This is a genomic window from Streptomyces violaceus (assembly GCF_036014075.1).
In the GTDB taxonomy this organism is placed as follows: domain Bacteria; phylum Actinomycetota; class Actinomycetes; order Streptomycetales; family Streptomycetaceae; genus Streptomyces; species Streptomyces violaceus.
The window spans coordinates 3,383,948-3,408,169 of record NZ_CP107911.1 but is presented as its reverse complement, the minus strand read 5'-3'; the positions used below and the strand labels follow the sequence as shown (position 1 = coordinate 3,408,169).

The 24,222-nt window shown below is 72.3% G+C and carries 23 protein-coding genes and 1 riboswitch; of the genes, 12 read left to right on the top strand and 11 right to left on the bottom strand.

Annotated elements, in window-relative coordinates; genetic code table 11:
* Window position 1: 1 nt before the first annotated feature.
* The gene (locus OG542_RS15155) at window positions 2-958 is read left to right on the top strand and encodes an ABC transporter substrate-binding protein (RefSeq protein WP_311127383.1); all 957 of its coding nucleotides are present in this window, start codon (window positions 2-4) and stop codon (window positions 956-958) included.
* 3 nt (window positions 959-961) lie between these two features.
* On the opposite strand, the gene OG542_RS15150 is transcribed toward OG542_RS15155, so the two are convergent.
* Genes OG542_RS15150 through OG542_RS15140 form a run of 3 tightly spaced genes read right to left on the bottom strand, consistent with a single transcriptional unit; the run spans window position 962 to window position 2,642 of the window.
* Window positions 962-1,684 (bottom strand): isocitrate lyase/PEP mutase family protein, encoded by a 723-nt coding sequence (locus OG542_RS15150; protein ID WP_328411381.1) that lies wholly within the window; start codon window positions 1,682-1,684, stop codon window positions 962-964.
* Window positions 1,681-2,127 (bottom strand): carboxymuconolactone decarboxylase family protein, encoded by a 447-nt coding sequence (locus OG542_RS15145; RefSeq protein ID WP_328411379.1) that lies wholly within the window; start codon window positions 2,125-2,127, stop codon window positions 1,681-1,683. Before OG542_RS15145 ends, OG542_RS15150 begins: the two co-directional genes overlap by 4 nt.
* Complete coding sequence (locus tag OG542_RS15140) at window positions 2,124-2,642, bottom strand: carboxymuconolactone decarboxylase family protein (RefSeq protein WP_328411377.1); 519 nt, start codon at window positions 2,640-2,642, stop codon at window positions 2,124-2,126. The genes OG542_RS15145 and OG542_RS15140 overlap by 4 nt, the downstream gene beginning before the upstream one ends.
* A gap of 47 nt (window positions 2,643-2,689) precedes the next feature.
* Here OG542_RS15140 and pdxR point away from each other — a divergent pair, with 47 nt between their 5' ends.
* Both pdxR and OG542_RS15130 read left to right on the top strand, forming a co-directional pair.
* On the top strand, window positions 2,690-4,078 hold the full coding sequence (gene pdxR / locus OG542_RS15135; protein ID WP_311127387.1) for a MocR-like pyridoxine biosynthesis transcription factor PdxR: 1,389 nt from the start codon (window positions 2,690-2,692) through the stop codon (window positions 4,076-4,078).
* A gap of 49 nt (window positions 4,079-4,127) precedes the next feature.
* Window positions 4,128-4,595: a carboxymuconolactone decarboxylase family protein gene (locus OG542_RS15130; protein WP_328411374.1), complete on the top strand. Its 468-nt coding sequence runs from the start codon at window positions 4,128-4,130 to the stop codon at window positions 4,593-4,595.
* Between the two features lie 68 nt (window positions 4,596-4,663).
* Here OG542_RS15130 and OG542_RS15125 read toward each other — a convergent pair whose 3' ends face one another.
* From OG542_RS15125 to OG542_RS15100, 6 genes are read right to left on the bottom strand one after another with little or no spacing between them, the layout of a single operon-like run.
* The gene (locus tag OG542_RS15125; RefSeq protein ID WP_328417923.1) at window positions 4,664-5,461 is read right to left on the bottom strand and encodes an aminotransferase class IV; all 798 of its coding nucleotides are present in this window, start codon (window positions 5,459-5,461) and stop codon (window positions 4,664-4,666) included.
* Window positions 5,462-5,474: 13 nt separating this feature from the next.
* Window positions 5,475-6,653 (bottom strand): FAD-dependent monooxygenase, encoded by a 1,179-nt coding sequence (locus OG542_RS15120; protein ID WP_328411372.1) that lies wholly within the window; start codon window positions 6,651-6,653, stop codon window positions 5,475-5,477.
* Window positions 6,650-8,233, bottom strand: a complete 1,584-nt coding sequence (locus OG542_RS15115) for a class I adenylate-forming enzyme family protein (RefSeq protein WP_328411370.1) — start codon at window positions 8,231-8,233, stop codon at window positions 6,650-6,652. Before OG542_RS15115 ends, OG542_RS15120 begins: the two co-directional genes overlap by 4 nt.
* 23 nt (window positions 8,234-8,256) lie before the next feature.
* The gene (locus OG542_RS15110) at window positions 8,257-9,780 is read right to left on the bottom strand and encodes an AMP-binding protein (protein WP_328411368.1); all 1,524 of its coding nucleotides are present in this window, start codon (window positions 9,778-9,780) and stop codon (window positions 8,257-8,259) included.
* Window positions 9,777-12,371, bottom strand: coding sequence for an aminodeoxychorismate synthase component I (gene pabB / locus OG542_RS15105; protein WP_328411366.1), 2,595 nt, complete (start codon window positions 12,369-12,371; stop codon window positions 9,777-9,779). Before pabB ends, OG542_RS15110 begins: the two co-directional genes overlap by 4 nt.
* A gap of 30 nt (window positions 12,372-12,401) precedes the next feature.
* Window positions 12,402-12,980, bottom strand: a complete 579-nt coding sequence (locus OG542_RS15100) for an antibiotic biosynthesis monooxygenase (RefSeq protein ID WP_328411364.1) — start codon at window positions 12,978-12,980, stop codon at window positions 12,402-12,404.
* Window positions 12,981-13,368: 388 nt separating this feature from the next.
* On the opposite strand from OG542_RS15100, the gene OG542_RS15095 reads away from it, so the two are divergent.
* From OG542_RS15095 to OG542_RS15075, 5 genes are all read left to right on the top strand, one after another.
* On the top strand, window positions 13,369-13,731 hold the full coding sequence (locus OG542_RS15095) for a hypothetical protein (RefSeq protein WP_311127395.1): 363 nt from the start codon (window positions 13,369-13,371) through the stop codon (window positions 13,729-13,731).
* A 14-nt stretch (window positions 13,732-13,745) separates the two neighbouring features.
* Entirely contained in the window at window positions 13,746-14,927 is a 1,182-nt protein-coding gene (locus OG542_RS15090; RefSeq protein ID WP_328411362.1) for a glutathionylspermidine synthase family protein, read from the top strand.
* A 108-nt stretch (window positions 14,928-15,035) separates the two neighbouring features.
* Window positions 15,036-15,121: riboswitch (ZMP/ZTP riboswitch) on the top strand.
* A gap of 33 nt (window positions 15,122-15,154) precedes the next feature.
* Window positions 15,155-16,603: a glycine hydroxymethyltransferase gene (locus tag OG542_RS15085; RefSeq protein WP_328411360.1), complete on the top strand. Its 1,449-nt coding sequence runs from the start codon at window positions 15,155-15,157 to the stop codon at window positions 16,601-16,603.
* Between the two features lie 125 nt (window positions 16,604-16,728).
* Window positions 16,729-17,742 (top strand): tryptophan--tRNA ligase, encoded by a 1,014-nt coding sequence (gene trpS, locus OG542_RS15080; RefSeq protein ID WP_328411358.1) that lies wholly within the window; start codon window positions 16,729-16,731, stop codon window positions 17,740-17,742.
* A 141-nt stretch (window positions 17,743-17,883) separates the two neighbouring features.
* The gene (locus OG542_RS15075; RefSeq protein ID WP_311127399.1) at window positions 17,884-18,462 is read left to right on the top strand and encodes a 2'-5' RNA ligase family protein; all 579 of its coding nucleotides are present in this window, start codon (window positions 17,884-17,886) and stop codon (window positions 18,460-18,462) included.
* A 7-nt stretch (window positions 18,463-18,469) separates the two neighbouring features.
* On the opposite strand, the gene OG542_RS15070 is transcribed toward OG542_RS15075, so the two are convergent.
* Both OG542_RS15070 and OG542_RS15065 read right to left on the bottom strand, forming a co-directional pair.
* A complete protein-coding gene (locus OG542_RS15070; protein ID WP_184591227.1) occupies window positions 18,470-19,225 on the bottom strand; it encodes a decaprenylphospho-beta-D-erythro-pentofuranosid-2-ulose 2-reductase in 756 nt (251 codons plus the stop codon).
* Window positions 19,226-19,270: 45 nt separating this feature from the next.
* Window positions 19,271-20,653 (bottom strand): FAD-binding oxidoreductase, encoded by a 1,383-nt coding sequence (locus tag OG542_RS15065; RefSeq protein ID WP_328411356.1) that lies wholly within the window; start codon window positions 20,651-20,653, stop codon window positions 19,271-19,273.
* 133 nt (window positions 20,654-20,786) lie between these two features.
* Between OG542_RS15065 and OG542_RS15060 the strand changes: the two genes are divergently transcribed.
* Genes OG542_RS15060 through OG542_RS15045 form a run of 4 tightly spaced genes read left to right on the top strand, consistent with a single transcriptional unit; the run spans window position 20,787 to window position 23,614 of the window.
* Window positions 20,787-21,308, top strand: coding sequence for a phosphatase PAP2 family protein (locus OG542_RS15060; RefSeq protein ID WP_311127402.1), 522 nt, complete (start codon window positions 20,787-20,789; stop codon window positions 21,306-21,308).
* Window positions 21,301-22,245, top strand: coding sequence for a decaprenyl-phosphate phosphoribosyltransferase (locus OG542_RS15055; protein WP_311127403.1), 945 nt, complete (start codon window positions 21,301-21,303; stop codon window positions 22,243-22,245). Before OG542_RS15060 ends, OG542_RS15055 begins: the two co-directional genes overlap by 8 nt.
* Window positions 22,242-22,697 carry a GtrA family protein gene (locus tag OG542_RS15050; RefSeq protein WP_311127404.1) on the top strand — a complete coding sequence of 152 codons (456 nt, stop codon included), beginning with the start codon at window positions 22,242-22,244 and terminating at the stop codon, window positions 22,695-22,697. The genes OG542_RS15055 and OG542_RS15050 overlap by 4 nt, the downstream gene beginning before the upstream one ends.
* Entirely contained in the window at window positions 22,685-23,614 is a 930-nt protein-coding gene (locus tag OG542_RS15045; RefSeq protein ID WP_311127405.1) for a YihY/virulence factor BrkB family protein, read from the top strand. The genes OG542_RS15050 and OG542_RS15045 overlap by 13 nt, the downstream gene beginning before the upstream one ends.
* Window positions 23,615-24,222 lie beyond the last annotated feature (608 nt).

The window sequence follows — 24,222 nt, the reverse complement described above, 5'->3', positions numbered from 1 at the left end:
CATGCGAGTCCGTACGACCGCGGTGATCGCCGCCGTGAGCTCCCTGGCGCTGCTCACCGGCTGCGGCGCCGCCGACATGACCAAGCAGGCCTCGCCCTTCGCCAACGCGCAGGGCGCCAAGTCCGTGACCCTGTCCGTGCAGTCCTGGGTGGGCGCGCAGGCCAACGTGGCCGTCGCCCAGTACCTGCTCGAGAACGAGCTGGGCTACCGCGTCGACACCGTCCAGGTCGACGAGGTGCCCGCCTGGGACGCCCTCAGCCAGGGCCGCGTCGACGCGCTCCTGGAGGACTGGGGCCACCCCGAGCAGGAGCAGCGGTACGTCAAGGACAAGAAGACGATCGCGCCGGGCGGCGGACTCGGTGTCACCGGGCACATCGGCTGGTTCGTCCCGACGTACTTCGCCAAGAAGCACCCGGACATCACGAACTGGAAGAACCTCAACAAGTACGCCGACCAGTTCCGCACCCCGGAGAGCGGCAGCAAGGGCCAGCTGATGGACGGTTCGCCGTCCTATGTCACCAACGACAAGGCGCTGGTGAAGAACCTGAAGCTGGACTACCAGGTGGTGTTCGCCGGCTCCGAGGCCGCGCAGATCACCCAGATGAGGCAGTTCGCCAAGGAGAAGAAGCCCTTCCTCACCTACTGGTACACCCCGCAGTGGCTGTTCAAGAAGGTCCCGATGACCGAGGTCAAGCTGCCGGCGTACAAGGAGGGCTGCGACGCCGACCTGGAGAAGGTCGCCTGCGCCTACCCGCACACGCCGCTGCAGAAGTACCTCAACGCGGACTTCGCCAAGAACGGCGGCAAGGCGGCGGCGTTCCTGAAGAAGTTCAAGTGGACGACCGAGGACCAGAACGAGGTCTCCCTGCTGATCGCCGACAAGAAGATGACGCCGGAGGAGGCGGCGAAGAAGTGGGTGGACAGCCACAAGTCCACGTGGAAGAAGTGGCTGTCCTGAGCCTCACCGCCTCCGCAGGCCGGCGGTGATCTCCCGCAGGGCCCGGGTGGCCCGTCGCTGGAGTCCCGGCCCGAAGGTGATCCGGGTGGCCCCTCGCGCGCCGAGTTCGGCGGGCGAGGGGCCCTCGTCCGTCAGGGCGCCCACATTGATGGGCCCCTGGATCCTGGCCCGCAGCAGCGGCAGCACCTCCGGCGGGGCCCCGATCGGGTAGACGCAGTCGGCGCCCGCGGCGACGTACAAAGCGGCCCGCTCGATGGCCCGTTCGGGATCGGTGACCCCGCAGGAGAAGGTGTCCACACGCGCGTTGACGAAGAGCCGGCCTCCGGCCGCGGCCCGCACCTCGGCCAGCCGGTCGGCGTGCGCGCGTGGGTCCTTGAGCACCCCGTCCTCGGAATCCTCCAGATTGCAGCCCACCGCCCCTGTCTCCAGCAGCCGCTCCACCAGCTCCTTCGGGGCGAGTCCGTACCCGCCCTCGACGTCCGCCGACACCGGCACGTCGACGGCCCGGACGATCCGGGCGACCGCTGCGAACATCTCGTCGGCCGGGACCTGCCCGTCCTCGTACCCGAGAGACGCGGCGACTCCGGCGCTGGGCGTGGCGAGCGCAGGGAACCCGGCCTCGGCGAACACCCGGGCACTGGCCGCGTCCCAGGGTCCGGGCAGGACCAGGGGATCTTCGGGCGCCCGGTGGTGGTGCAGGGCGCGGAACGTGTCCACTGTGCTCATGGCGTGTATCCCCCTGGCGGAATCCGGCGGCCGACCATCACCCGGTTCCAGTTGTTGATGGCGACGATCAGCCCGATCAGATGGGCCAGCCGGGCGTCGTCGAAGTGTTTCGCGGCGTTCTCGTACACCTCGTCGGGCACGAAACCGGCCGTCAGAAGGGTCACGGCCTCGGTCAGCGCGAGCGCGGCCCGCTCCCGCTCGTCGAAGACCTCCTCGGCCTCCTGCCACGCGGCCAGCAGACCGAGCTGCTTCTCGCTCACCCCGTGCTCGCGGGCGATCGCGAGATGCATGTCGAGGCAGAACGCGCAGTGGTTGACCTGCGAGGCGCGGATCACGACGAGTTCGGCCAGGGCCGGGTCGCCGAGGCCCTGCTTGGCGACCTTGCTGAGCGCGGACATGGCCCCGCCGACCGCCGAGTCGAGCAGCCGGGTCCGGGTTGTCATTTGTACTGGCCCGGCTGGTAGTGACCCGGCGCCATCCGGCAGGTCACCCCGAACCGGTTCCAGGCGTTGATCGCCGTGATCGCGGCGATGAGCTGCGCCAGCTCGGCCTCCTCGAAGTGTTTCGCGGCGTTCTCGTACACCTCGTCCGGCACGAAACCGTCCGTCAGGACCGTCACGGCCTCCGTCAGCTCCAGGGCCGCGAGCTCCTTCGCGGTGTAGAAGTGCCGCGACTCGTCCCAGGCGCTGAGCTGGAGGATCCGCTCGACGCTCTCGCCCGCCGCGAGGGTGTCCTTGGTGTGCATGTCGATGCAGAAGGCGCAGTGGTTGATCTGGGAGGCGCGGATCTTCACCAGCTCGTACAGCTTGTGGTCGAGGCCCTGCCGGGCGGCGATCTCCAGCCGGACCATCGCCTTGTAGACCTCGGGCGCGTGCTTGGCCCAGTCGAGGCGGGCGGGCTGCTCGGGGGCGTACTCCGCGGTCGTCGTGATCGTCGTGTCAGGGGTATGCGTCGTCATGCCCTCGACCCTAGGAAGGAAGCAGCCCAGGGGTATGGTCCATTTCCATGGCGGAACAGTGGGCCACTCTGGGCATCGACCTGCATCTGGAGCCGACCGGCCCGGGTCTGCGCCGGGGGCTGACCGACGCCCTGCGCGAGGCGGTGCGCTCCGGCCGGCTGGCCCCCGGCACCCGGCTGCCCTCCTCCCGCGCGCTCGCCGCGGACCTGGGCATCGCCCGCAACACGGTCGCCGACGCCTACGCCGACCTGGTCGCCGAGGGCTGGCTCACCGCCCGGCAGGGCTCCGGGACCCGGGTCGCCGCGAGGACGGTCGTCCCGCCGGCCGGTACGGCACCCCACCCGCGCGCCCGTGCCCGCCCCGCCTACGACCTGCGCCCCGGCAGCCCCGACCTCGCGTCCTTCCCGCGCGCGGAGTGGCTCAAGGCCGCCCGCCGCGCCCTCACCGCCGCCCCGCACGACGCACTGGACTACGGCGACCCCCGTGGCAGCCCGGAGCTGCGGGCCGCGCTCGCCGGCTACCTCTCCCGCGCCCGGGGCGTACGCGCCGACCCCGAACGCATCGTGGTGTGCGCCGGGTTCGCGGACGGTCTGAAGCTGCTCGGCACGGCCCTGCTGGCACGCGGGGCGCGGGCCGCCGCGGTCGAGTCGTACGGGCTCGACGTGCACTGGAGGCTCCTCGCCGCGTCCGGCCTGCACACCACCCCGCTGCCCTTCGACCGACTGGGCACGGACCCGGGCGAGTTGTCCGGCGCCGACGCGGTCCTCCTCACCCCCGCCCACCAGTTCCCCATGGGCGTGCCCCTGCACCGAGACCGCCGTGCGGCCGTCGTGGACTGGGCGCGCCGCACCGGCGGGCTCGTGCTGGAGGACGACTACGACGGCGAGTTCCGCTACGACCGTCAGCCCGTGGGCGCGCTCCAGGGCCTGGACCCCGACCGCGTGATCTACCTGGGCACCGCCAGCAAGTCCCTCGCCCCCGGGCTGCGGCTGGCCTGGATGGTGCTGCCGCCGGGCCTCGCCGAGGAGGTCACGGCGGCGAAGGGCGGCGTCGACACCTGCGGGGTGCTGGACCAGCTGACCCTGGCCGAGTTCCTCGCCTCCGGGGCCTACGACCGCCATGTGCGCGCGACCCGCCTGCGCTACCGCCGCCGGCGGGACGCCCTGGTCGCCGCCGTCACGGCCCGTGCTCCCGGGGCCCGGGTCACCGGCATCGCGGCCGGTCTGCACGTCCTGCTGCGGCTGCCGCCCGGCACCGAGCAGTCCGTGGTCCAGGCCGCCCACTGGCAGGACCTCGCCGTCCACGGACTCGCCCGCTACCAGCACCCCGCCGCGCTCGCCGAGCCGGTCGACGCCCTGGTGGTCGGCTACGGGACACCACCGGACCACGCCTGGTCGGGGGCGCTGGACGCACTGTGCGCGGTACTGCCCGGATAATCGCGCGAATTCCCCGTCAGGAATGCGGTTCGAAGGATATGGTCACCCCATGAGCGAAAGCCCTTCCCTATCTCGCGTTGCCCTGAAGAAAATCACCCCGGACGTCTCCGCCGCAATGGGTTCCCTGCACTCCGCCGCCGTTTCCGCGGCGCGGGACGCCAAGGTCGAACCGGAACTGCTCGAACTGGTCAGGATCCGCGCCTCGCAGATCAACGGCTGCGCGTTCTGCCTCGACATGCACACCAGGGACGCCCGCGCCCAGGGCGAGACCGAGCAGCGCCTGTACACCCTGAACGCCTGGCGGGAGACACCTTTTTTCACCGAGCGCGAGCGCGCCGCACTGGCGCTGACCGAGGCCGTGACCCTGGTCCACGACGGTCGCGTCCCGGACGAGGTGTACGCCGAGGCAGCCGAGGTCTTCGACGAGAACCAGATCGCCGCGTTGATCTGGGCGGCCACCGTCATCAATGCCTACAACCGCATCGCGATAGCCACGCGTATGGTGCCGAAAAACTGAAAAGGAACAGCGGAAAGCACTGCCGGGTCGAATTCCTTCGGCCCGGCGTCGTCATGCTTCTCGCGAATTCAGCTCGGCAGCGGCTCCATGAGGCCGTCCAGCCAGGTCCGCCATTCCCCGGCCCGCTCCGCCGGAGGCACCCGCATCGGGCGTCCCGTCCAGCCCGTCACGGGCCGGATCCCGTGCAGCGCGTTCACCAGCCACACCTCACGGCCGTCCAGCTCGGCCACGGTCCGCTCGCGGTGCGCGATCCGGATCCCGGACCGCAGCGCCCGCTCCTGGACGAGCCCGGCCGTCACACCCGGCAGGACGGGCAGCCGGGGCGGGGGCAGGCACAGGGTGTCGTCCTCCCACCACAGCACGCTCGCGGTGGCCGACTCCAGCACCGTGCCCGAGGGCGCGATCAGTACCGCCTCCTGAGCGCCCTCGGCGGCGGCCCGGCGGCGCACGCGGGCCAGGGTCTCCAGGTCCGGGCCCTTGCGGCGGGGCACGGTCCGCGGGTCGGGATGGCCCGCCGCCCACAGCCGGATCTCGGTGCCGAGCGGCGGGGCGGGCCGCACCAGCAGCCGCAACTCCAGGGAGCCCGCCGCGAGTTCCACGCGCGGGAACCACTCACCCGTGCGCGGCAGCGCGGCGGTGACGTCCTGCCAGAACGCGACGAGCCGGCGCGGCTCGGGCCCGCCGCACTCGACGCAGGACCGCGAGAACCGCTCCCGGTGCCGGGCGTAGGCCCGCACCCGGCCCTCGCGCAGCAGCCACGAGTCCGCGACGAGCAGCCGTCCCCCGGCCTCCTGGTCCGGGGCGGGGGCCAGGCCACGGCCGGGCGTCCATGTCCACAGGCCTTCCGCCACCGCCGGTCGTGTCACCACCCGCTCCTCCTCAGTACTTGCGGCCCGCGACGGCCGGTGCCCCGTTCCGGGGGCCGTACGGCGCGTGCTCCAGCCATGATCCGCACCACGGCAGCACCGGTGCCAGGGCCGCCGCCGCCCGCTGCCTGACCCGGACGATACGACGGTGCGGCCGCAGATGGTCCAGGGCCGTACCGGCGGCGGCGCTGTTGAACAGGCCCGCCGCCCGCCGCACCTCGGCGAAGTGCGCGACCGCCTCGCCGGTCCCCGCGGCGATCGCCTCGGCGGCGGCCGCCGCGTCCGCGATCCCGCTGTTCATGCCGCGCGCTCCGAACGGCGGGAAGAGATGCGCCGCCTCCCCGGCCAGCAGCACGCGCCCGTGCGGATCGGTGAACGAGGCCGCCACCTTGCGCAGGAAGCGGTACGTCGACACCCACAGGATCCTGTCGCCGTAGCCGTCCCCGACGATCGCGGGCAGCCAGCGCCGTACGGCCTCCCCGGTGCCGTACTCCTCCTGCGCGTCGTCGTCCCGGCACTGCAGGTCGACCTGGAAGCCCCCGGTGAACGGCACCCGCATCACACTGCGCCCGCCGACCCCGGGATGCTCGTAGTGGAAGACCCGCTCCAGCGGCAGTTCCGCACCCGGCACGTCGGCGACGTCCACCACGACGTGGAAGCCCTCACCGTGCGTGCCCTCCAGGGCGATGCCCAGCTCGCGCCGGCCCGCGGAGCGGGCGCCGTCGGCGGCCACGGCGTACGCGCCCGTCCAAACCCGCCCGTCCTCACCCGTCAGCCGGACCCCCGTCTCCGAGGTGCTCACGCCCGCCACGCGCGCGCCCCACACGAACTCCACCCCGGCCCTCTCGCAGGCCGCGCGCAGGAACCGTTCGGTGTCCGTCTGGCGCAGGCTGGTGAAGGGCGGCGGACCGGACGGCGGCGGGAACGTGCGGGCGTAGACCTCACGTCCCCGGTAGAGGGTGCGCCTGGTGTGCCAGGTCCGCCCGTACGAGGTGATCTCGGCGGCGAGTCCGGGCAGCATCGCGTCCAGCAGGCCCAGGGTCTCGCGGTGCACGAACAGGGCCCGGCTGCCGGGCCGTTCCCGGTCCTGCGGGTCGGCCTCCAGCAGCACGACCGGGAGTCCGTGCCCGCGCAGAGCCAGAGCCGCCGACAGGCCGACGGGTCCGGCTCCCACGACCACGACCGGGGTCATGCCCGGGCGCCTTCGGTGAGCATCCGGGCGATCTCCACGCGCTTCACCTTCCACGTGGCGGTCATCGGCAGATCCTCGAACCGCCACTGCCGCGGCTCGGCCATCGCCGGCAGCCCCGCCGTGGCGTTCCGCCAGCGCTCCGGGTCCAGGGGCCGCTCGCCGCGCACGCACACCACCGGCACCGGCTCGCGGTCCGCACCCGGCACGATGACGACCTCGCGCAGTTCCTCCAGCCGGGACATCAGCGCGTCCTCGACCTCCAGGTTGCTGTGCACGGCGTCGATCTGGTCCACCTCACGGTCGATCAGGTACAGCGCGCCCATGCGGCTCCGGTAGCCCATGTCGCCCATCTCCCACCAGCCGTCGGTGAGCTGACGGTCGTAGCGCTCCGGCATGCCCAGGTAGGTGAGGATCCGGCCCCGGGTGCGGGCCTCGATCCGGCCGGGTGTGCCGGGCGGGACCCGCCTGCCCTCGGCGTCGGTGACACGGACCCGGGTGAAGCCGGGTATCCCGATCCCGACCCGGCGGCCGTCCGCGCGGGCGGCACTGCGCCGGGTCAGCCACTGGAACGCCACCGGGCCCGTCTCGCTCTGCCCGTACAGCTGGATCAGCCAGGGCGTCCGGCGCCGTGACGCGTCCAGCAGCCGCCGTACGGTGCGCGGATGGATCGCGTCGAACGTGGAGCCGTACGACCGGACCCGGGACAGCGGGGCGCCGGGCGCGTCGGCCAGTTCCTCCCACAGCACGAACGTGTTGGGATGCGTCTCCACGATGCCGGGCCGGTGCCGGGACAGCAGCGGGCCCACCGCGGCCGGGTCCGGGTCGGTGATCAGCACGAGCGGGCTGCCGAAGTGCAGCAGGACGCCGAGCAGATGGTAGAAGCGCGAGTGCACGAAGGACATGTGCAGCGCCGCCGGCTCGCCGCGGGTGGGCCAGCCCATCGCCTGCTGCGGCACGAGCCGGTTCCACATGGTCTGCGCGCAGTGCACGGCCAGCTTCGGGACGCCGGTGGTGCCCGAACTGTGGGTGATCAGGGAGGGTTCGCGGGGGTGGAGCCGGACCGGCGGGGGCGGCTCGGCGCCGGCGTACTTCGCCAGCGGCTCCGCCCCCGGAGCGTCGTCCACGCAGAGCGTCCGCCGTACGAGCCCGGACAGGGCGAGGTCCTTCAGACCGGCCAGGGTGGCGCTGTCGGTGATCAGCCAGGGGCGGCGCAGCCGTGCGAGGAGCTGCCCGGCCACCTGAGGGGCCAGCGTCGGCGACAACAGCACGGGCACGGCGCCGATCCTGGAGACGGCGCAGGTCAGCAGCATGATGTCGACGTTGTCGGCCTTGTGCACGACGACCTGCTCCGAGGGCCGCACCCCGGCCTCCCACAGTCGGCCCGACAGTTCCTCGACCACCTCGGCCAGCACGGTGTAGCTCAGATCGACCCCGAGGGAGGGGTTGACGTCCAGCGGCCGGTCCAGGGTGACGAAGACGGCCCCGTGCCGGTCGGCGGCACGCCGGAAGACCGGTCCCAGATAGAAGCCGCGATCGGCGAGCAAGGGCAAGGACAAGGGCTGGGCCTGGGACTGTCGCATGCGGCCGTTCCTTTCCGTGGTGTTCACCAGGCACCCCGGCGCACCAGATGGCGGCGGAGCTTCCCGGTCGGGGTGCGCGGCAGCGACGAGACGAAGCTGACGCTGCGGGGGACCTTGAAGGCGGCGAGGCTCTCCCGGGCCAGGCCGATCAGCTCGTCCGACAGACCGTCACGCACGGACGCGACCGGAACCACGAAGGCCCGCAGCCGGCTCGCGCCCCGCCCGTCCGCGACCGACGCGACGGCCACCTCCCGCACCGCCGGATGGCCGCGCAGCACGGCCTCCACCTCCAGCGGGGAGACGGTGATGCCGCCGACCATCTCCATGTCGTCGGCGCGGCCCAGATGCCGGTAGGAGCCGTCCGGTTCGCGGCACGCCCGGTCCCGGGTGGCCAGCCAGCCGTCGACCAGGGTCCGCGCGCTCTCCTCGGGCCGGTTCAGATAGCCGGGCGTGACCGTCGGCCCGCGCACCCACATCTCGCCCTCCTCGCCGTCCGGCACGGGGTGCCCGTCACGGTCCCGCAGCTCCACCTCGAAGCCGGGGACGGGACGGCCGACGGTGCCCGGGTGGTCGTGGGCGAAGCCGTTGGCGCAGAACGCGTGACCGGCCTCGGTGGAGCCGATCTGCTCCAGCACCGGCGCCCCCAGCAGCGCGGTCACCTGCCGTGCGAGCCCGTCCGGCAGCCCCTCGCCGGCCGACACCGCTGCCCGCACCGAGGCGAAGCAGCCCTCGTGCCCATGGCCCCGCTCGGCGACCAGCGCGGCGTACGCGGACGGCACGGAGTAGAGCAGCGTCACCCGGTGCCGGGCGACCAGCTCGTCGATGGTGGCCGGAGTGGGGCGCCGGTCCACCAGCACCGCGGACGAGCCGGAGAACAGCGGGAAGACGAAGGCGTTGCCGAAGCCGTAGGCGAAGTACAGCTTCGACACCGACAGGGTGACGTCGTCCGCGGTGATCCGCAGCACCCGCCGGCCGACCAGGTCGTGGTACGTCCGTGGATCGCCGTGGGTGTGCACGACGCCCTTGGGGCGGCCCGTGGTGCCGGAGGTGTACTGGACGTACAGCGGGGCGTGCGCGTCGACCTGGTGGGCGGGCGCGGGCTCGGCGGCGGGGGCGAGTGCCATCAGCTGATCCGCGCCGAGGCGGGACCGGCGGGCGAACCGCTCCTCCAGGCCCGGCCCCGTCACGCACAGCAGGGCCCCGGTGTCCTCGGCCAGGAACGCATGGTCGGACGCGGGGAGTTCGGGGTTGGCCAGGACCGCGACGGCGCCGAGACGGGCGGTGGCGAGGAAGGCCGTCACCCAGGCGAGCGAGTCGGGCAGCGCCAGCAGCACACGGTCCCCGGGGCGCACCCCGTGCTCGGCGAGCACGGTGGCCGCACGGGCCGCGAGGTCGTGCACCTCCCCGTGGGTCCAGGCCCGGTGCCCCTGGTGAAAGGCGGTCCGCCCGCCCCACCCGCGCCGTTCGGTGAGCTCCGCGAGCTGGGCCGCCATGTTCCCGGGCGCCTCGGCCTCGGCCGGGTTCAGCTCGACCTGAAGACTGGTCATCGCCTGGCCTCCCCGGCCGCCCCGGCTCGGTCCCCCGGCGGGGCCTGACGCCGTATCCGGTCGGCCGTGTGCTGGTGCAGGGCCCGCATCGGCGCCGCGGTCTTCAGCAGCATCTCCTCGTACTCCGCCTCAGGATCGGAGCCGAGCACGATCGCACCGCCCGCGCCCAGCTGCATCTGGCCGTCGGCGATCACGGCGGTGCGGATGACGATGCTGAGATCCGCGCCGCCGCCGCACCCGAGGTAGCCGAGGGCGCCGGAGTACACGCCCCGGGCCTCGGTCTCCAGCGAGTCGATGATCTCCAGCGTGCGCAGCTTCGGCGCGCCGGTCATCGATCCGCCGGGGAAGCAGGCCCGGACACAGTCCACCGCGTCCGTGCCCGGCCGCAGCCGTCCCACCACGGTCGAGACGAGCTGATGCACCGTGGCGTACGTCTCCGTGGCCATCAGCTTGGAGACCCGCACCGTCCCCGTCCGGCAGACCTGCCCCAGGTCGTTGCGGAGCAGATCGACGATCATCAGATTCTCGGCCCGCGTCTTGTCGTCCGACGCGAGCGCGTCCCGCAGCCGGGCGTCCTCCTCCGGTCCGTCGCCCCGGGGCGCGGTCCCCTTGATGGGCCTGGCCTCGGCGGTACCGTCCCGCCCGATCCGCAGGAATCGCTCGGGCGAGGAACCGGCCACCTCCAGCTCCCCGAATCTCAGGAACGCCGCGTACGGGGCCGGGTTGTCGCGGCGCAGCGTGCGGTAGAACTCGAACGCGTCGGGCGGAGCGGGTAACCGGGCGGCGTTCGTGAGGCAGACCTCGTAGCTGGTGCCGGCCCGCAACTCCTGCCGGCACGCCTCGATGTCCGCGAGATACGTCGCCCGGTCGCGTACGAGCCAGGGCTCGGCGGCGCCGGGATCGGCCGGGGCCGACGACACGGGCGCAGGCGCCCGCTCCGTCGCCACGCAGCTGAGGTCCGCCAGCGCGCTCTCCAGCCAGTCGGCGGCCTCCCGCGCCGCCTGCGGGGTGTCCTCCGCCAGGCATACGGCGTAGGTGAAGCCCTCCTGGTGGTCCACCGCGATCACCCGGTCGGCGAACAGCCAGGCGGCGTCCGGGGCCGGGGAGCGGTGCCGGTTGGGTGACCCGCAGTCGGCCTTCACCTCGTAGCCGAGATAGCCGACGTACCCCCCGGTGAAGTCGAACGGCAACCCGGTCGCGTCCACCCGCCGATTCGTCAACTGCCGCTTCAGATAGTCGAAGACACTCGCCGCGACCTTGCGCACCGGCCGCCCGGCCCGCTCGATCTCACAGCGCCCGGTGGTGACGTCGTACCGCACGAACTCGGCGAGCGGCCCGCTGTCGTCCCCCAGAAACGAGAACCGCGACCGCCCGGGCTCGACCAGTGAACTGTCCAGCCAGAACGACCGGGGAGACCCGGCGAACATCCGGGTGAAGGCCGCCTCGGTGTCGACGGCACCGGTGACCCGGCGGGTGTGCAGGCGGTAACCGACCCGGCCGGGGCGCCGGGGGCGGGGAATGGCGGCGGTGGGCGGCGTGGCGCTGCCGACCGGAACGGCTTCTTCGGCCGCTACAGCCCCGTCAGCCGGGCCCACCGCCCCCCGGGCCACCGCCGAGACGGGGAAGACGGCCGCAGGCCGAGGAACCCCGCCCCGCTGCGGGCTCGCCCCGGCCCCGGGCTGATCACCGGCACCGGCCCTGGCGACAGCCGCCGTCCGACTGCTCGCCCCGTCCCCGGAAACGGCCCCGGCCTCGGAAGCTGCCGCCGTCCGACTGCTCAGCTGGGCTCCGAAAGCAGCCGCCGCCCGACTGCTCGCCCCGGTCCCGGCGACAGCCACCGGCGAGGAACCCGCCCCGGCCCCCGCGACAACAGCCGCCCGAGCCCTCGCCGTAGCCCCGCGAGCCCCAGCCGGTCGCCGGACCCCCGCGTCGCACTCCGGTACCGCTGCCCGGCGCCGGGTCGGTGTCTCGGGCGACGGCACCGCCGTGTTCTTCGTGCGCAGCTTGCCGGCCCGCTCGGCGGTCAGGTTGCGGAAGTTCACGAGCATGCGGTGGCCGTACTCCGTGAGCACGGACTCCGGGTGGAACTGCACGCCCCACAGCGGCCGGCTGCGGTGCCGCAGCCCCATCAGGACGCCGTCCTCAGCCCAGGCCGTGGCCTCGAGCGCCGGAGGCAACGGCTCGCGCACGGCCAGCGAGTGATAGCGGACGGCGGTGAAATGCTGCGGCAGGCCCTGGAACAGATCCCGTTCGTCATGGCGGATCGTGGAGAGGTACCCGTGCCGCGGCTCCGGAGCCGGCCCCACCAGACCCCGCTCCCCGAGCGCGATGCCCTGATGGCCGAGACACACACCGAGCACGGGAACCGGGGAGGTCGCGAGCAGCCTGGCCCCGATGCCGAAGTCACGGGCGTTGCCCGGGTGCCCGGGGCCCGGGGAGACCACCAGGTTGTCGAAGTCTCGGAGATCCGGAACCCCGTCGACGGACGCGTCGTTACGGACCACCACCGGCTCCTCGCCGTTGACCTCGGCGATCAGCTGGAACAGGTTGTACGTGTACGAGTCGTAATTGTCGATGAGCAGGGTCTTCACCCGCCCACCTCCCTCTGTTCGTTCGCGGACCTACGCGGCCCGGCGTTTGTGCCGCCCACGAAGCGCCTGGAGCGACGGGTACAGCCATTTCCTGAAGAAACGCTGGAGGCGCGGCATGAGAATCCAGGTGACAAGGGCGGTCACACACAGACATAACAACAGCGTGCGTATCAGTGCATTGAGATCACCGAGATAGGGAAGCACTGTCAGATTGAACAGGAGCACCGGCGGGAAAACCGCGCTCATATTCACGAACCACAGTTTCCATTTCTTCGGCGGTGCCGGCGGCGCGGGCGTCAGCGTCTGCGCGTCGAACCAGGCCCGGGCGCCCGGCACTCTCCGGCGCTCCGCCTCCCGGGCGATCCCCTCCAGCCGGGCGTCCCACTGTGTCCGGGAGAGCGATTGCTCCCAGGCCAGGGCCGATCCCTCGCTGGCGAAGCGATAGACGACATGCCACTCCGCCCCTCCCTCGGCAAGTACCCCACCCCCCAGAAACCCCGGCTGCCGCGCGGTCGCGCCCAGCATGGCCCACCCCCAGGAGTGGAAGTCGGCCGCACGGCCCGGCATCACGCGATAGGCCACGGTGACCGTGACGGGATTACTGGTCACGCCGTACCGTACGGAAAGCGGTTCCCTCGCGTTCAAGATTCAACAAACAATTTTCCGACCGTCCGGAACGTGAAGCTTTCCGGCAAGTGGATCCCCTATGGAAAAGCCCTGGTCACTTCGGCACGACCGCGCCCTCCTCGGCCGCCCCGCCCTCGGACTCCACCGGCGCCTCCCCGAACCGCGACCGTCCCCCGGAGCAGCGGCACCCCGCCCGCCGCACCAAGGGCACGCACCATTCCAAAGAGCACAAAACGACAGTAGGGGAGTGGGGTGCGGGCAGGGGGGCATGCACGCCCGCTCCCACCGGTCTCTAGGCTGACCGCTCGGCAGGTACACGACGGGGAACCGCGACGGGGAACCGCGACGGGGAACACGGGGAGACACGAACATGGCCGAAACACGGCGACGACTGCGTTCGAGCACGGTGGTGCTGGGCGGCATGGGGGTCCTGGCGGCGGCCCTGTCCGCCTGCGGCTCCGACCCGGACCGCCGCTGTGTGGACCGGGACAGCTACGACTACATCAACGGCTACAAGATCGTCGCCGACAAGAACTGCAAGTCCGGCTCCTCGTCCGGCTCCTCCTACGGCAAGGGCCGCAAGAAGACCGGCAAGACCACGGGCACGAACGCCGACTGGTACTACGACGCCGACGTCAGCGGCGGCTACGCCGAGGACGGCACCTTCAGCCGCAGCGAGGCGGTCGACCGGGGCGGCTTCGGCTGCTCGGGCTCCGGCAGCGGCGGCGGCTGAACGGGCCCGCGCTGATGGAACGCCGCACCATGGAGCCCCGCCCCGGCTGGCAGCAGACCGTCGAGGAACAGGGCCTGATCTACCCCCTCACCCGCTACCCCGACGACTCCCTGCGCCCCTACTGGGACGAGAGCGCGTACTACGTCTTCACCCTTCCGGAGATCGAGGCCCTGGAGGAGGTCGTCGAGGAACTCCACCGGATGTGCCTGGAGGCGGCCCGCCACATCGTCGCCGAGGACCGTTTCGCGGACCTGGGGATCACCGACCCCCGCGTCGCCCAGGCGGTCGCCGAGTCCTGGCACCGCCGCACCGAACTCCCCTCCCTCTACGGCCGCTTCGACCTCCGCTACGACGGAACCGGGCCGGCCAAGCTCCTGGAGTACAACGCCGACACCCCCACCTCACTGGTCGAGGCCGCGTCACCCCAGTGGTTCTGGATGGAGGAGCGCTTCCCCGGCGCCGACCAGTGGAACTCCCTCCACGAGCGCCTGATCGACGCCTGGAAGAAGCAGGCCGCCCTCCTCCCGCCGGGCAGTCCCCTGTACTTCGCGTACTCCTCCGCCGATGAACTCGGCGAGGACCTGATGACGGTCGCCTACCTCAAGGAGACGGCCGAGCAGGCGGGCCTGGAAACCGACTGGATCTCCATGGAGGAGATCGGCTGGGACCGCCTCTCCGGCCGCTTCGTCGACCAGCGCCTGCGCTTCATCCGCAGCGCCTTCAAGCTCTACCCCTGGGAGTGGCTCACCACCGACCGCTTCGCGGGCCACGTCCTGGACACCCTCGACAACGGCGGCGGCACGGGCTCCACGCTATGGATCGAACCGGCCTGGAAGATGCTCCTCAGCAACAAGGCCCTGCTCGCGATCCTCTGGGAGCTGTACCCCGACCACCCGAACCTCCTCCCGGCCCACCTGGACGGCCCTCGCGACCTGTCCACCACGGGCTGGGTGGCCAAGCCCCTCCTGGGCCGAGAGGGCGCGGGCGTCACGATCCACGACCCGGGCTCCGACCCCGCCGTCCGCGACGAACCCTGCTGCTACCAGCAGCTGGCACCGCTTCCCGACTTCGACGGCAACCGCGTGGTCCTGGGCGCCTGGGTGGTGGAAAACGAGTCGGCGGGCCTGGGCATCCGTGAGTCATCGGGCCTGATCACAGACGAATACGCCCGCTTCCTGCCCCACGTGATCCTTTAGCTGGCCTTCTTGGGGGCGCGGGGAACTGCGCGATCAACCACAGGCAACCCGCTCCCGGCAACGACGAGCAACCCGGCAGACGCTTCCCCGACGCAGCCGGTAGGCTGATCGCCGGGCCGTGACTGGCGCGCTGGGATGGACAAACCATCGGGGAGCGGTCCGAACGACAAGAGCCGTGCGCCTGGGCCGTACCGTGAACGCTGAACGCAACGTCCGGAGGTCCACACATGCCAGCCGAGCCCCTCTCCACCGCTTCCACCGCCTACCGCGCCGCGCTGGACGTCATCCGCGCCGTGGAACCCCGCGTAGCGGACGCCATCGGCCAGGAGGTCGCCGACCAGCGCGAGATGCTCAAGCTGATCGCCTCGGAGAACTACGCCTCCCCGGCCACCCTCCTGACGATGGGCAACTGGTTCAGCGACAAGTACGCCGAGGGCACCATCGGCCGCCGCTTCTACGCCGGCTGCCGCAACGTCGACACCGTGGAGTCCCTGGCCGCCGATCACGCCAAGGAGCTCTTCGGCGCCCGCCACGCCTACGTCCAGCCGCACTCCGGCATCGACGCCAACCTCGTCGCCTTCTGGGCCGTCCTCGGCGCCCGCGTGGAGGTGCCCTTCCTGGAGAAGACCGGCGTCCGCCAGATCAACGACCTCACGGACGCCGACTGGGCCGAGCTGCGCCAGGCCTTCGGCAACCAGCGCATGCTGGGCATGTCCCTGGACGCCGGCGGCCACCTCACCCACGGCTTCCGCCCGAACATCTCCGGCAAGATGTTCGACCAGCGCTCCTACGGCACGGACTCGGCCACGGGCCTGCTGGACTACGAGGCCCTGCGCGCCTCCGCCCGCGAGTTCAAGCCGCTGATCATCGTCGCGGGCTACTCGGCCTACCCCCGCCTGGTGAACTTCCGGATCATGCGCGAGATCGCCGACGAGGTCGGCGCCACGCTGATGGTCGACATGGCGCACTTCGCCGGCCTGGTCGCGGGCAAGGTCCTGACCGGTGACTTCGACCCGGTCCCGCACGCCCAGATCGTGACGACGACCACCCACAAGTCGCTGCGCGGCCCCCGCGGCGGCATGGTGCTGTGCGACGACTCCCTGAAGGACCAGGTCGACCGCGGCTGCCCGATGGTCCTCGGCGGCCCGCTCCCGCACGTGATGGCCGCCAAGGCGGTCGCCCTCGCGGAGGCCCGCCAGGAGTCCTTCCGCGACTACGCCCAGCGCATCGTCGACAACTCCCGCGCCCTCGCCGAGGGCCTGATGCGCCGCGGTGCGACGCTGGTGACGGGCGGCACGGACAACCACCTCAACCTGATCGACGTCGCCTCCTCGTACGGCCTCACCGGCCGCCAGGCCGAGGCCGCCCTGCTCGAGTCGGGCATCGTCACCAACCGCAACGCGATCCCCGCCGACCCGAACGGCGCCTGGTACACCTCCGGCATCCGCATCGGCACCCCGGCCCTGACCACCCGCGGCCTGGGCACGGCGGAGATGGACGAGGTCGCCGGCCTCATCGACCGCGTCCTCACCACGACGGAAGCGGGCACGACCAAGTCGGGCGCCCCCTCCAAGGCCCAGCACGTCCTGGACGCGAAGATCGCCGACGAGATCTCCCACAGGGCGACGGACCTGGTAGCGGGCTTCCCCCTGTACCCGGAGATCGACCTCGGCTGAAGCCTCCCGTAAGGGGCGCGGGGCCGCATCGTTTTGCGGCTCCGCCGCGGGGCGCGACCGGCCACAGCGGGTCCGCGGTTCCCCACCGCCGAAACCACCCACGGCCCTCTGAGACAATAAGAAACATGGCCTCTGACCGTCCCCGCGTGCTCTCCGGTATCCAGCCCACCGCCGGCTCGTTCCACCTCGGCAACTACCTCGGCGCCGTCCGCCAGTGGGTGGCCCTCCAGGAGACCCACGACGCGTTCTACATGGTCGTCGACCTGCACGCGATCACCATCCCGCAGGACCCGAAGGACCTGCGGGCGAACACGCGCCTGGCCGCGGCCCAGCTCCTCGCGGCCGGTCTCGACCCGGACCGCTGCACGCTCTTCGTCCAGAGCCACGTCCCCGAGCACGCCCAGCTCGCCTGGATCATGAACTGCCTCACCGGCTTCGGCGAGGCGGGCCGGATGACCCAGTTCAAGGACAAGTCCGCCAAGCAGGGCGCCGAGCGCGCGTCCGTCGGCCTGTTCACGTACCCGATCCTCCAGGTCGCGGACATCCTGCTCTACCAGGCCCACGAGGTCCCGGTCGGCGAGGACCAGCGCCAGCACATCGAGCTCACCCGCGACCTCGCCGAGCGCTTCAACGGCCGTTTCGGCCCGACCTTCACCGTGCCGAAGCCGTACATCCTGAAGGAGACGGCGAAGATCTACGACCTTCAGGACCCGACGATCAAGATGAGCAAGTCGGCGTCCACGCCGAAGGGCCTCATCAACCTCCTCGACGAGCCGAAGGCCACCGCGAAGAAGGTCAAGAGCGCGGTCACGGACACCGACACCGTCATCCGCTACGACGCGGCTCAGAAGCCCGGCATCAGCAACCTCCTCGGCATCTACTCGACCCTCACCGGAGAGGGCATCGCCGAGCTGGAGGCGAAGTACGAGGGCAAGGGCTACGGCGCGCTCAAGACGGACCTCGCGGAGGTCATGGTCGATTTCGTGACGCCGTTCCGGGAGCGCACCCAGCAGTACCTGGACGACCCCGAGACGCTCGACTCGATCCTCGCCAAGGGCGCCGAGAAGGCACGCGCGGTCGCCGCGGAGACCCTTTCCCAGACGTACGACAAGGTCGGTTTCCTGCCCGCCAAGCACTGAACCCGCCCCCGCGCACAGCCGTACCACCGGACAGCGCTGTACATCACTCCGGTTGCGCCTGCCCGTAACCCGGCGGTGGCCGTACAGTCGATATCCGGGTGGTCGTATCAGCGACCCGCCAACTGAACGACAGGAGACGACGTGGGGACCGTAACGATCGGTGTCTCGATCGCGGTCCCGGAGCCTCACGGCAGCGAGCTCCAGCAGCTGCGCGCGGGCTTCGGCGACGCCTCGGCTCACGGCATCCCCACACACGTCACCCTGCTGCCGCCGACGGAGATCGACGAGAGCGCCGTGCCGGCGGTCGAGGCGCATCTGACCGAGGTCGCCGCGGCCGGCCGCCCGTTCCCCATGCGGCTGTCCGGCACGGGCACGTTCCGGCCCGTGTCGCCGGTCGTGTTCGTTCAGGTCGTCTCGGGAGCGGAGGCCTGCACCGGGCTCCAGCAGCAGGTCCGCGACCCCGCCGGGCCGGTCCCGCGCGAACTGCAGTTCCCGTACCACCCGCACGTCACGGTGGCGCACGGCATCGACGAGGCGGCGATGGACCGCGCCTTCGAGGAACTCGCCGGCTACGAGGCCGAGTGGCCCTGCACCGGCTTCGCCCTCTACGAACAGGGTGCCGACGGCGTCTGGCGCAAGCTCCGGGAGTTCCCCTTCGGCGGCGCGGTCGTACCGCCCCAGGCCGGCCCCGCGGAATGCGGCTCGATCCCCTCGCGCTGAGGCGGCATCAGATCGGCAGCCGCCGGAACACCCCGCGTGGCAGGTGGCGCAGTGCTGCCATCACCACGCGCAGGGCACCCGGTACCCACACCGTCTCCGAGCGGCGGCGCAGACCCAGCTCCACGGCCGTCGCGACCGCCTCGGGGGTGGTCGCGAGGGGCGCCTCGGGCAGGCCGGCGGTCATCCGCGTACGGACGAAGCCGGGGCGTACGACCATGACGTGCACGCCCGTGCCGTGCAGCGCGTCGCCCAGGCCCTGCGCGAAGGCGTCGAGGCCGGCCTTGCTGGAGCCGTAGATGAAGTTCGCGCGGCGGGCCCGCTCGCCCGCGACGGAGGACATGACGACCAGGGAGCCGTGCCCCTGGGCCTGGAGCGCGCGGGCGCACACCAGGCTCGCCGAGACCGCGCCGGTGTAGTTGGTCTGCGCGACCCGCACCGCCGCCTCCGGATCCCGCTCGTCACGGGCCTGGTCGCCGAGCAGACCGAAGGCGAGCAGCACCATGTCGATGTCGCCCTCGGCGAAGACTTTGCCGAGCACGGCCTCGTGGGAGGTGGGATCGAGCGCGTCGAACGCGATGGTGTGCACGTCGGCCCCGAGCCCGCGCAGCCGCCCGGCGGCCTCCTCCAGGGCGGCCGAGGGGCGGCCCGCCAGCCAGACCGTGCGGGTGCGGCGGGCGACCAGCCGGCGGGCGGTCGCCAGCGCGATCTCCGACGTGCCGCCGAGGACGAGCAGGGACTGGGGGAGACCGAAGGCGTCCTTCATGACAGCTCCTAGAGGTTGCCTGCGTGACGGGCGGGTCGCCGGTGCCTAGAGGCCGAGGCGGCGGGCCAGGTCGGACACGAACACCCCGTGCGGGTCCAGTTCGGCGCGCAGTGCGCGGAAGTCGTCCAGGCGCGGGTACATGGCCGCCAACAGCTCCGGACGCAGCCGGGCGTCCTTGGCGAGGTAGACGCGCCCGCCCGCGGCCGCGACCTCCTCGTCGAGTTCGTCGAGGAACGCCCCGAGGCCGGGCAGCCCCGCCGGGATGTCCAGCGCCAGCGTCCAGCCCGGCACGGGGAACGACAGCCAGCCCGGGTCGGACTCCCCGAAGCGCTTGAGGACGGCGAGGAACGACGGGCAGCGGCGCTCCGAGATGCGGCGGACAATGCGGCGCAGGGCGTCCTCCCGGCCGTGGCCGACGACGAACTGGTACTGCACGAAGCCGCCGCGGCCGTAGACCCGGTTCCAGTGGGGCACCCCGTCCAGGGGGTGGAAGAAGGCGGAGATCCGCTGGAGTTGGCCGACCCGCGCGCGGGGGGCCTTGTGGTACCAGAGCTCGTTGAAGAGGCCCACCGTCGTCCGGCCGAGCAGGCCCTCGGGGAGGACGGCGGGGGCGGCCGGGAGCCGGGGGGTGCGGAAGGCGAGCGGGTCCGAACGCGTGCGGGCGGGCAGGGCGTCCAGGGGCGCGTGGTCGCCGCGGGTGAGGACCGCCCGGCCGGTGGCGGAACCGCGGGCCAGCAGGTCGATCCAGGCGACCGAGTAGCGGTAGCGGTGGTCGGTGGCCGCCAGCCGGGCCATCAGGTCGTCGAGGTCCGCCGCCCGTTCGGTGTCGACCGACATCAGCGAGGTCTCGACCGGCTGGAGCCGGATCGTCGCGGTGAGGATCACGCCGGTCAGCCCCATGCCGCCCGTGGTGGCGTCGAACAGAGGCGTGCCGGGGATCACCGTGCGGATCTCGCCGTCGGCGGTGAGCAGTTCGAAGGACAGGACATGCCGCGAGAACGAGCCCGAGACATGATGGTTCTTGCCGTGGATGTCGGCGCCGATCGCCCCGCCGACGGTGACGTAGCGGGTGCCGGGGGTGACCGGCACGAACCAGCCGAGCGGCAGCAGGACCTGCATCAGCCGGTGCAGGGAGACTCCCGCGTCGCACAGCACGGTCCCGCCGGCGGCGTCGATCGCGTGGACGCGGTCCAGGCCCGTCATGTCGAGCACGGCCCCGCCCGCGTTCTGCGCCGCGTCCCCGTACGCCCGTCCCAGGCCCCGGGGGATTCCGCCGCGGGCCCCGCACTCCCGGACGGCCGCCGCGGCCTCCTCGTACGTTCTCGGGCGGATCAGCCAGCCTGCGGTGGGAGCGGTGCGGCCCCAGCCGGTGACGGTGGTGTGATCCAGGCCCATGACGTCCGGGGCGGATTCGGTGTCGGCAGACATGCTCGTGACCGTATCGCCCTCTCGTGGGCGATTAGTTAGTGAACATGGCATCTCTCCCCGAAATGGGTGATTAATGGGATGTCGCTCAATATTGCCGGAGTTCAGGCCACATGGGCGTGAACAGTGAGTCCACATGGACGACCACGACGACCTGCACGACATGGACCACCGGATCGTTTCGGCGCTCAGGGCGTGCGGCACCGACCCGCGCGTGGCAGGCGCCGCGCGTGCCCTGTCCTGGGCGGGGGAGCACGCGGCACTGTGGCTGGCGGCGGGGCTGGCCGGAGCCGCCCTGGACGGCGGGCGGCGCGGCGCCTGGCTGCGCGGCACGGCGCTGACCGCCGGGGCGCATCTCGTCAGCATGGGCGTGAAACGGGTCGTGCGCCGACCGCGCCCCGCGCATGTCGAGCCCCTGGTGCGCACCGTCGGCCGGCACTCCTTCCCCAGCTCGCACGCCACCTCCGCCGCGGCCGCCGCTGTCGCCTTCGGTGCCCTGGGAGCACGAGCGGTCCCGCCCCTCGCCGCCGCCGTGTGCGTCTCGCGGCTGGTGGCCGGCGTCCACTACCCCTCGGACGTCGCGGCCGGCGCCGCCCTCGGCGCGCTCACGGCCCGGCTCGGCGCCCGCTGGGTGAAGGGAGGCACCCGCCATGACTGAGACGGCCGTCCTGCGGCAGCGCGCCGGCGGGGAGCGGCCCGCGCCACCCCGTAAGGGCAGTCTTCTGGCCGGTCTCCTCAGGACGGCGCGCCCCCGGCAGTGGATCAAGAACATCCTCGTGGCCGCCGCCCCCGCGGCCGCGGGCGAGCTCTTCTCCCGGCACGCCCTGGTGCAACTCGCCCTCGTCTTCGTCCTCTTCACCGCCTGCGCCGCCGCCGTCTACCTCGTCAACGACGCCCGCGACGCCGGAGCCGACCGTGCCCACCCCACCAAGCGGCACCGCCCGGTCGCCGCCGGGCAGGTCCCGGTGCCCGTCGCCTACGCCGTCGGCGGCGTCCTCGCCGTCCTCGCGCCCGCCGCCGCGGCCCGGCTGTGCTCCCCGGCCGTCGCCGCCCTGCTGGCCGCCTACCTCGGCATGCAACTGGCCTACTGCATCAGCCTCAAGCACGTCCTCGTCGTCGACCTCGCCGTCGTCACGACCGGCTTCCTGATGCGGGCGATGATCGGCGGACTCGCCCTCGGCATCCCGCTGTCGCGCTGGTTCCTGATCACCACCGGCTTCGGCGCGCTGTTCATGGTGTCGGCCAAGCGCTACTCCGAAGCCGTGCAGATGGCTGGAAACGCGGGCGCCACGCGCGCGTTGCTCACCGAGTACACCACCGACTACCTCCGCTTCGTCTGGCAGCTCGCGGCCGGGGTCGCCGTCCTCGGCTACTGCCTGTGGGCCATGGAGGAGGGCGGCGTCCCGCACACCAGCGTGCTGCCCTGGCGGCAGCTGTCCATGGTCGCCTTCATCCTCGCCGTCCTGAGGTACGCCGTCTTCGCCGACCGCGGCACGGCCGGCGAACCCGAGGACGTCGTCCTGCGCGACCGGGCGCTCGCCCTCATCGGCCTGGTGTGGATGGCGATGTACGGCCTGGCGGTGGCCAACTGGTGACCACGCGCGCGTGGCAGAACCGACCGGCGCCGCCGTTGCGCCGGGAACTGGCCGGCTTCGCCGCCGTCGGTCTCCTCGCCTACGCCGTCGACCTGACCCTGTTCACCTGCCTGCGCGGCCCCGCCGGACTCGACCCGCTCACCGCCAAGGCACTGTCCTTCGTGGCCGCCTGCTCGGTGGCCTACGCGGGCAACGCCCTCGGCACCTACCGGACCACGCGGGGCCGGGGCTGGCGGCCGTACGCCGTCTTCTGCGCGGTGAATCTCGCCGGTGCGGCGGTCCAGTTGCTGTGCCTCGCCGTCAGTCACTACGGCCTCGGGCTCACCTCGCAGCGGGCGGACACGGTCTCCGGTGCGGTCGTCGGCATGGCCCTGGCCACGATTCTGCGGTTCTGGGGTACCCGTACATGGGTGTTCCGGGCGGAGGGCAGAAGCGGATCATGGACTGGCTGAAAAAGCTTCCGGTCGTCGGGCCGTGGGTGGCACGGCTGATGATCACGCACGCGTGGCGGTCGTACGAGCGGCTGGACCGCGTGGCATGGACGCGGCTGGCCGCCGCGATGACCTTCACCAGCTTCGTCGCGCTGTTCCCGCTGCTGACCGTGGCCGCCGCGATCGCCGCCGCCACCCTCAGCGCGGACCAGCAGGACAAGCTGCAGGACAAGATCGCCGAGCAGGTGCCCGGCATCTCCGACCAGCTGAACATCTCAGGGCTGGTGGACAACGCCGGCACCATCGGCCTCATCGCGGGCGCGCTGCTGTTCTTCACCGGCATCAGCTGGGCCGGCTCCATGCGCGAGTGCCTGCGCGCGGTGTGGGAGCTGCCCGAAGAGGAGGAGAACCCGGTCCTGCGCAAGGCCAAGGACGCGGGCGTCCTGGTCGGCCTCGGCGGCGCGATCCTCGTCACCCTCGCCGCCTCCGCTGTCGCCTCCGCGATGGTCGGCTGGATCATCCGGCAGCTGGGCATCGACGAGGGCGGCTGGGGCGGGGTCCTGCTGCGGATCGCCGCGTTCCTGGTCGCCGTCCTCGCCGACTTCCTGCTCCTTCTCTACGTCCTGACGCTGCTGCCCGGAGTGGAGCCGACGCGCCACCGCCTGGTCGTGGCCGCGCTGACCGGAGCGGTCGGCTTCGAACTGCTGAAGTTGCTGCTCAGCGGCTATCTCCAGGGCGTGGCCGCGAAGAGCATGTACGGCGCGTTCGGTGTGCCCGTGGCCCTGCTGCTGTGGATCAACTTCACCTCGAAGCTGGTGCTGTTCTGCGCGGCCTGGACGGCGACGCACAGCAAGGAGGAGGAACTCCCGGACGCCGACCCTCGCCCCCCGGGCGGTTCAGGCGGCGCACCGGATGCGGCGGTGGCGGGCGGCGGTTGACCGGAAACCGCCGACCCTCGCCCCCCCGGGCGGTTCAGGCGGCGCACCGGATGCGGCGGTGGCGGGCGGCGGTTGACCGGAAAGGCGCCCCCTGAGCAGCGACCGAGCGGGGTGCCGGCTGGGGCGTCAGCTGTCGTCGCGGGGTCGACGGAGAGCTGAGCGGTGGGGGGCGTGCGCGTCGCGCCTGCGCGGTGGTGGTGGGTCGGGGCCGCGCCGGGGGGTGTCCGTCCTCGGAACGGCGCGATGGGGTCGGACGCCGACTGACTGTCCGTTGACGCGCCAACCGCTGTGGGCGGACACCCCCCGACACGTCCCCTTCCGTGAACCGGCGGCTGCGGGTGCGTCGTGGCTTGCGCCATCCACCCCAGCTGCGGGCAGTCGCGAGCCGCCCTAGCTGCGGGCATGCGTGCCTCCCCCCAGTGCCTTAAGGGCCTGGGCGGTGCCCCCAGGGCGGCACGGGTGGGCGGTGGGGGTCCCCCCGCTCGAGCGAAGCCGAGAGTGGGGGAGGCACCCCGCTACGCCGGGCTGCGGACCCACCCGGCCTCGGCGGAGAGCCGGGTGTCGGTTGGCCTGGAGGGTGCCGCCCGCGAGCGGCATCAGCACCTTCC

Excerpts from the sequence above, each read along its gene's own strand:
- OG542_RS15155 (WP_311127383.1), top strand. The coding sequence starts at position 2 with ATGCGAGTCCGTACGACCGCGGTGATCGCCGCCGTGAGCTCCCTGGCG.
- OG542_RS15150 (WP_328411381.1), bottom strand. The coding sequence starts at position 1,684 with ATGAGCACAGTGGACACGTTCCGCGCCCTGCACCACCACCGGGCGCCC.
- OG542_RS15145 (WP_328411379.1), bottom strand. The coding sequence starts at position 2,127 with ATGACAACCCGGACCCGGCTGCTCGACTCGGCGGTCGGCGGGGCCATG.
- OG542_RS15140 (WP_328411377.1), bottom strand. The coding sequence starts at position 2,642 with ATGACGACGCATACCCCTGACACGACGATCACGACGACCGCGGAGTAC.
- pdxR (WP_311127387.1), top strand. The coding sequence starts at position 2,690 with ATGGCGGAACAGTGGGCCACTCTGGGCATCGACCTGCATCTGGAGCCG.
- OG542_RS15130 (WP_328411374.1), top strand. The coding sequence starts at position 4,128 with ATGAGCGAAAGCCCTTCCCTATCTCGCGTTGCCCTGAAGAAAATCACC.
- OG542_RS15120 (WP_328411372.1), bottom strand. The coding sequence starts at position 6,653 with ATGACCCCGGTCGTGGTCGTGGGAGCCGGACCCGTCGGCCTGTCGGCG.
- OG542_RS15115 (WP_328411370.1), bottom strand. The coding sequence starts at position 8,233 with ATGCGACAGTCCCAGGCCCAGCCCTTGTCCTTGCCCTTGCTCGCCGAT.
- OG542_RS15110 (WP_328411368.1), bottom strand. The coding sequence starts at position 9,780 with ATGACCAGTCTTCAGGTCGAGCTGAACCCGGCCGAGGCCGAGGCGCCC.
- OG542_RS15095 (WP_311127395.1), top strand. The coding sequence starts at position 13,369 with ATGGCCGAAACACGGCGACGACTGCGTTCGAGCACGGTGGTGCTGGGC.
- OG542_RS15090 (WP_328411362.1), top strand. The coding sequence starts at position 13,746 with ATGGAACGCCGCACCATGGAGCCCCGCCCCGGCTGGCAGCAGACCGTC.
- OG542_RS15085 (WP_328411360.1), top strand. The coding sequence starts at position 15,155 with ATGCCAGCCGAGCCCCTCTCCACCGCTTCCACCGCCTACCGCGCCGCG.
- trpS (WP_328411358.1), top strand. The coding sequence starts at position 16,729 with ATGGCCTCTGACCGTCCCCGCGTGCTCTCCGGTATCCAGCCCACCGCC.
- OG542_RS15070 (WP_184591227.1), bottom strand. The coding sequence starts at position 19,225 with ATGAAGGACGCCTTCGGTCTCCCCCAGTCCCTGCTCGTCCTCGGCGGC.
- OG542_RS15065 (WP_328411356.1), bottom strand. The coding sequence starts at position 20,653 with ATGTCTGCCGACACCGAATCCGCCCCGGACGTCATGGGCCTGGATCAC.
- OG542_RS15060 (WP_311127402.1), top strand. The coding sequence starts at position 20,787 with ATGGACGACCACGACGACCTGCACGACATGGACCACCGGATCGTTTCG.
- OG542_RS15055 (WP_311127403.1), top strand. The coding sequence starts at position 21,301 with ATGACTGAGACGGCCGTCCTGCGGCAGCGCGCCGGCGGGGAGCGGCCC.
- OG542_RS15045 (WP_311127405.1), top strand. The coding sequence starts at position 22,685 with ATGGACTGGCTGAAAAAGCTTCCGGTCGTCGGGCCGTGGGTGGCACGG.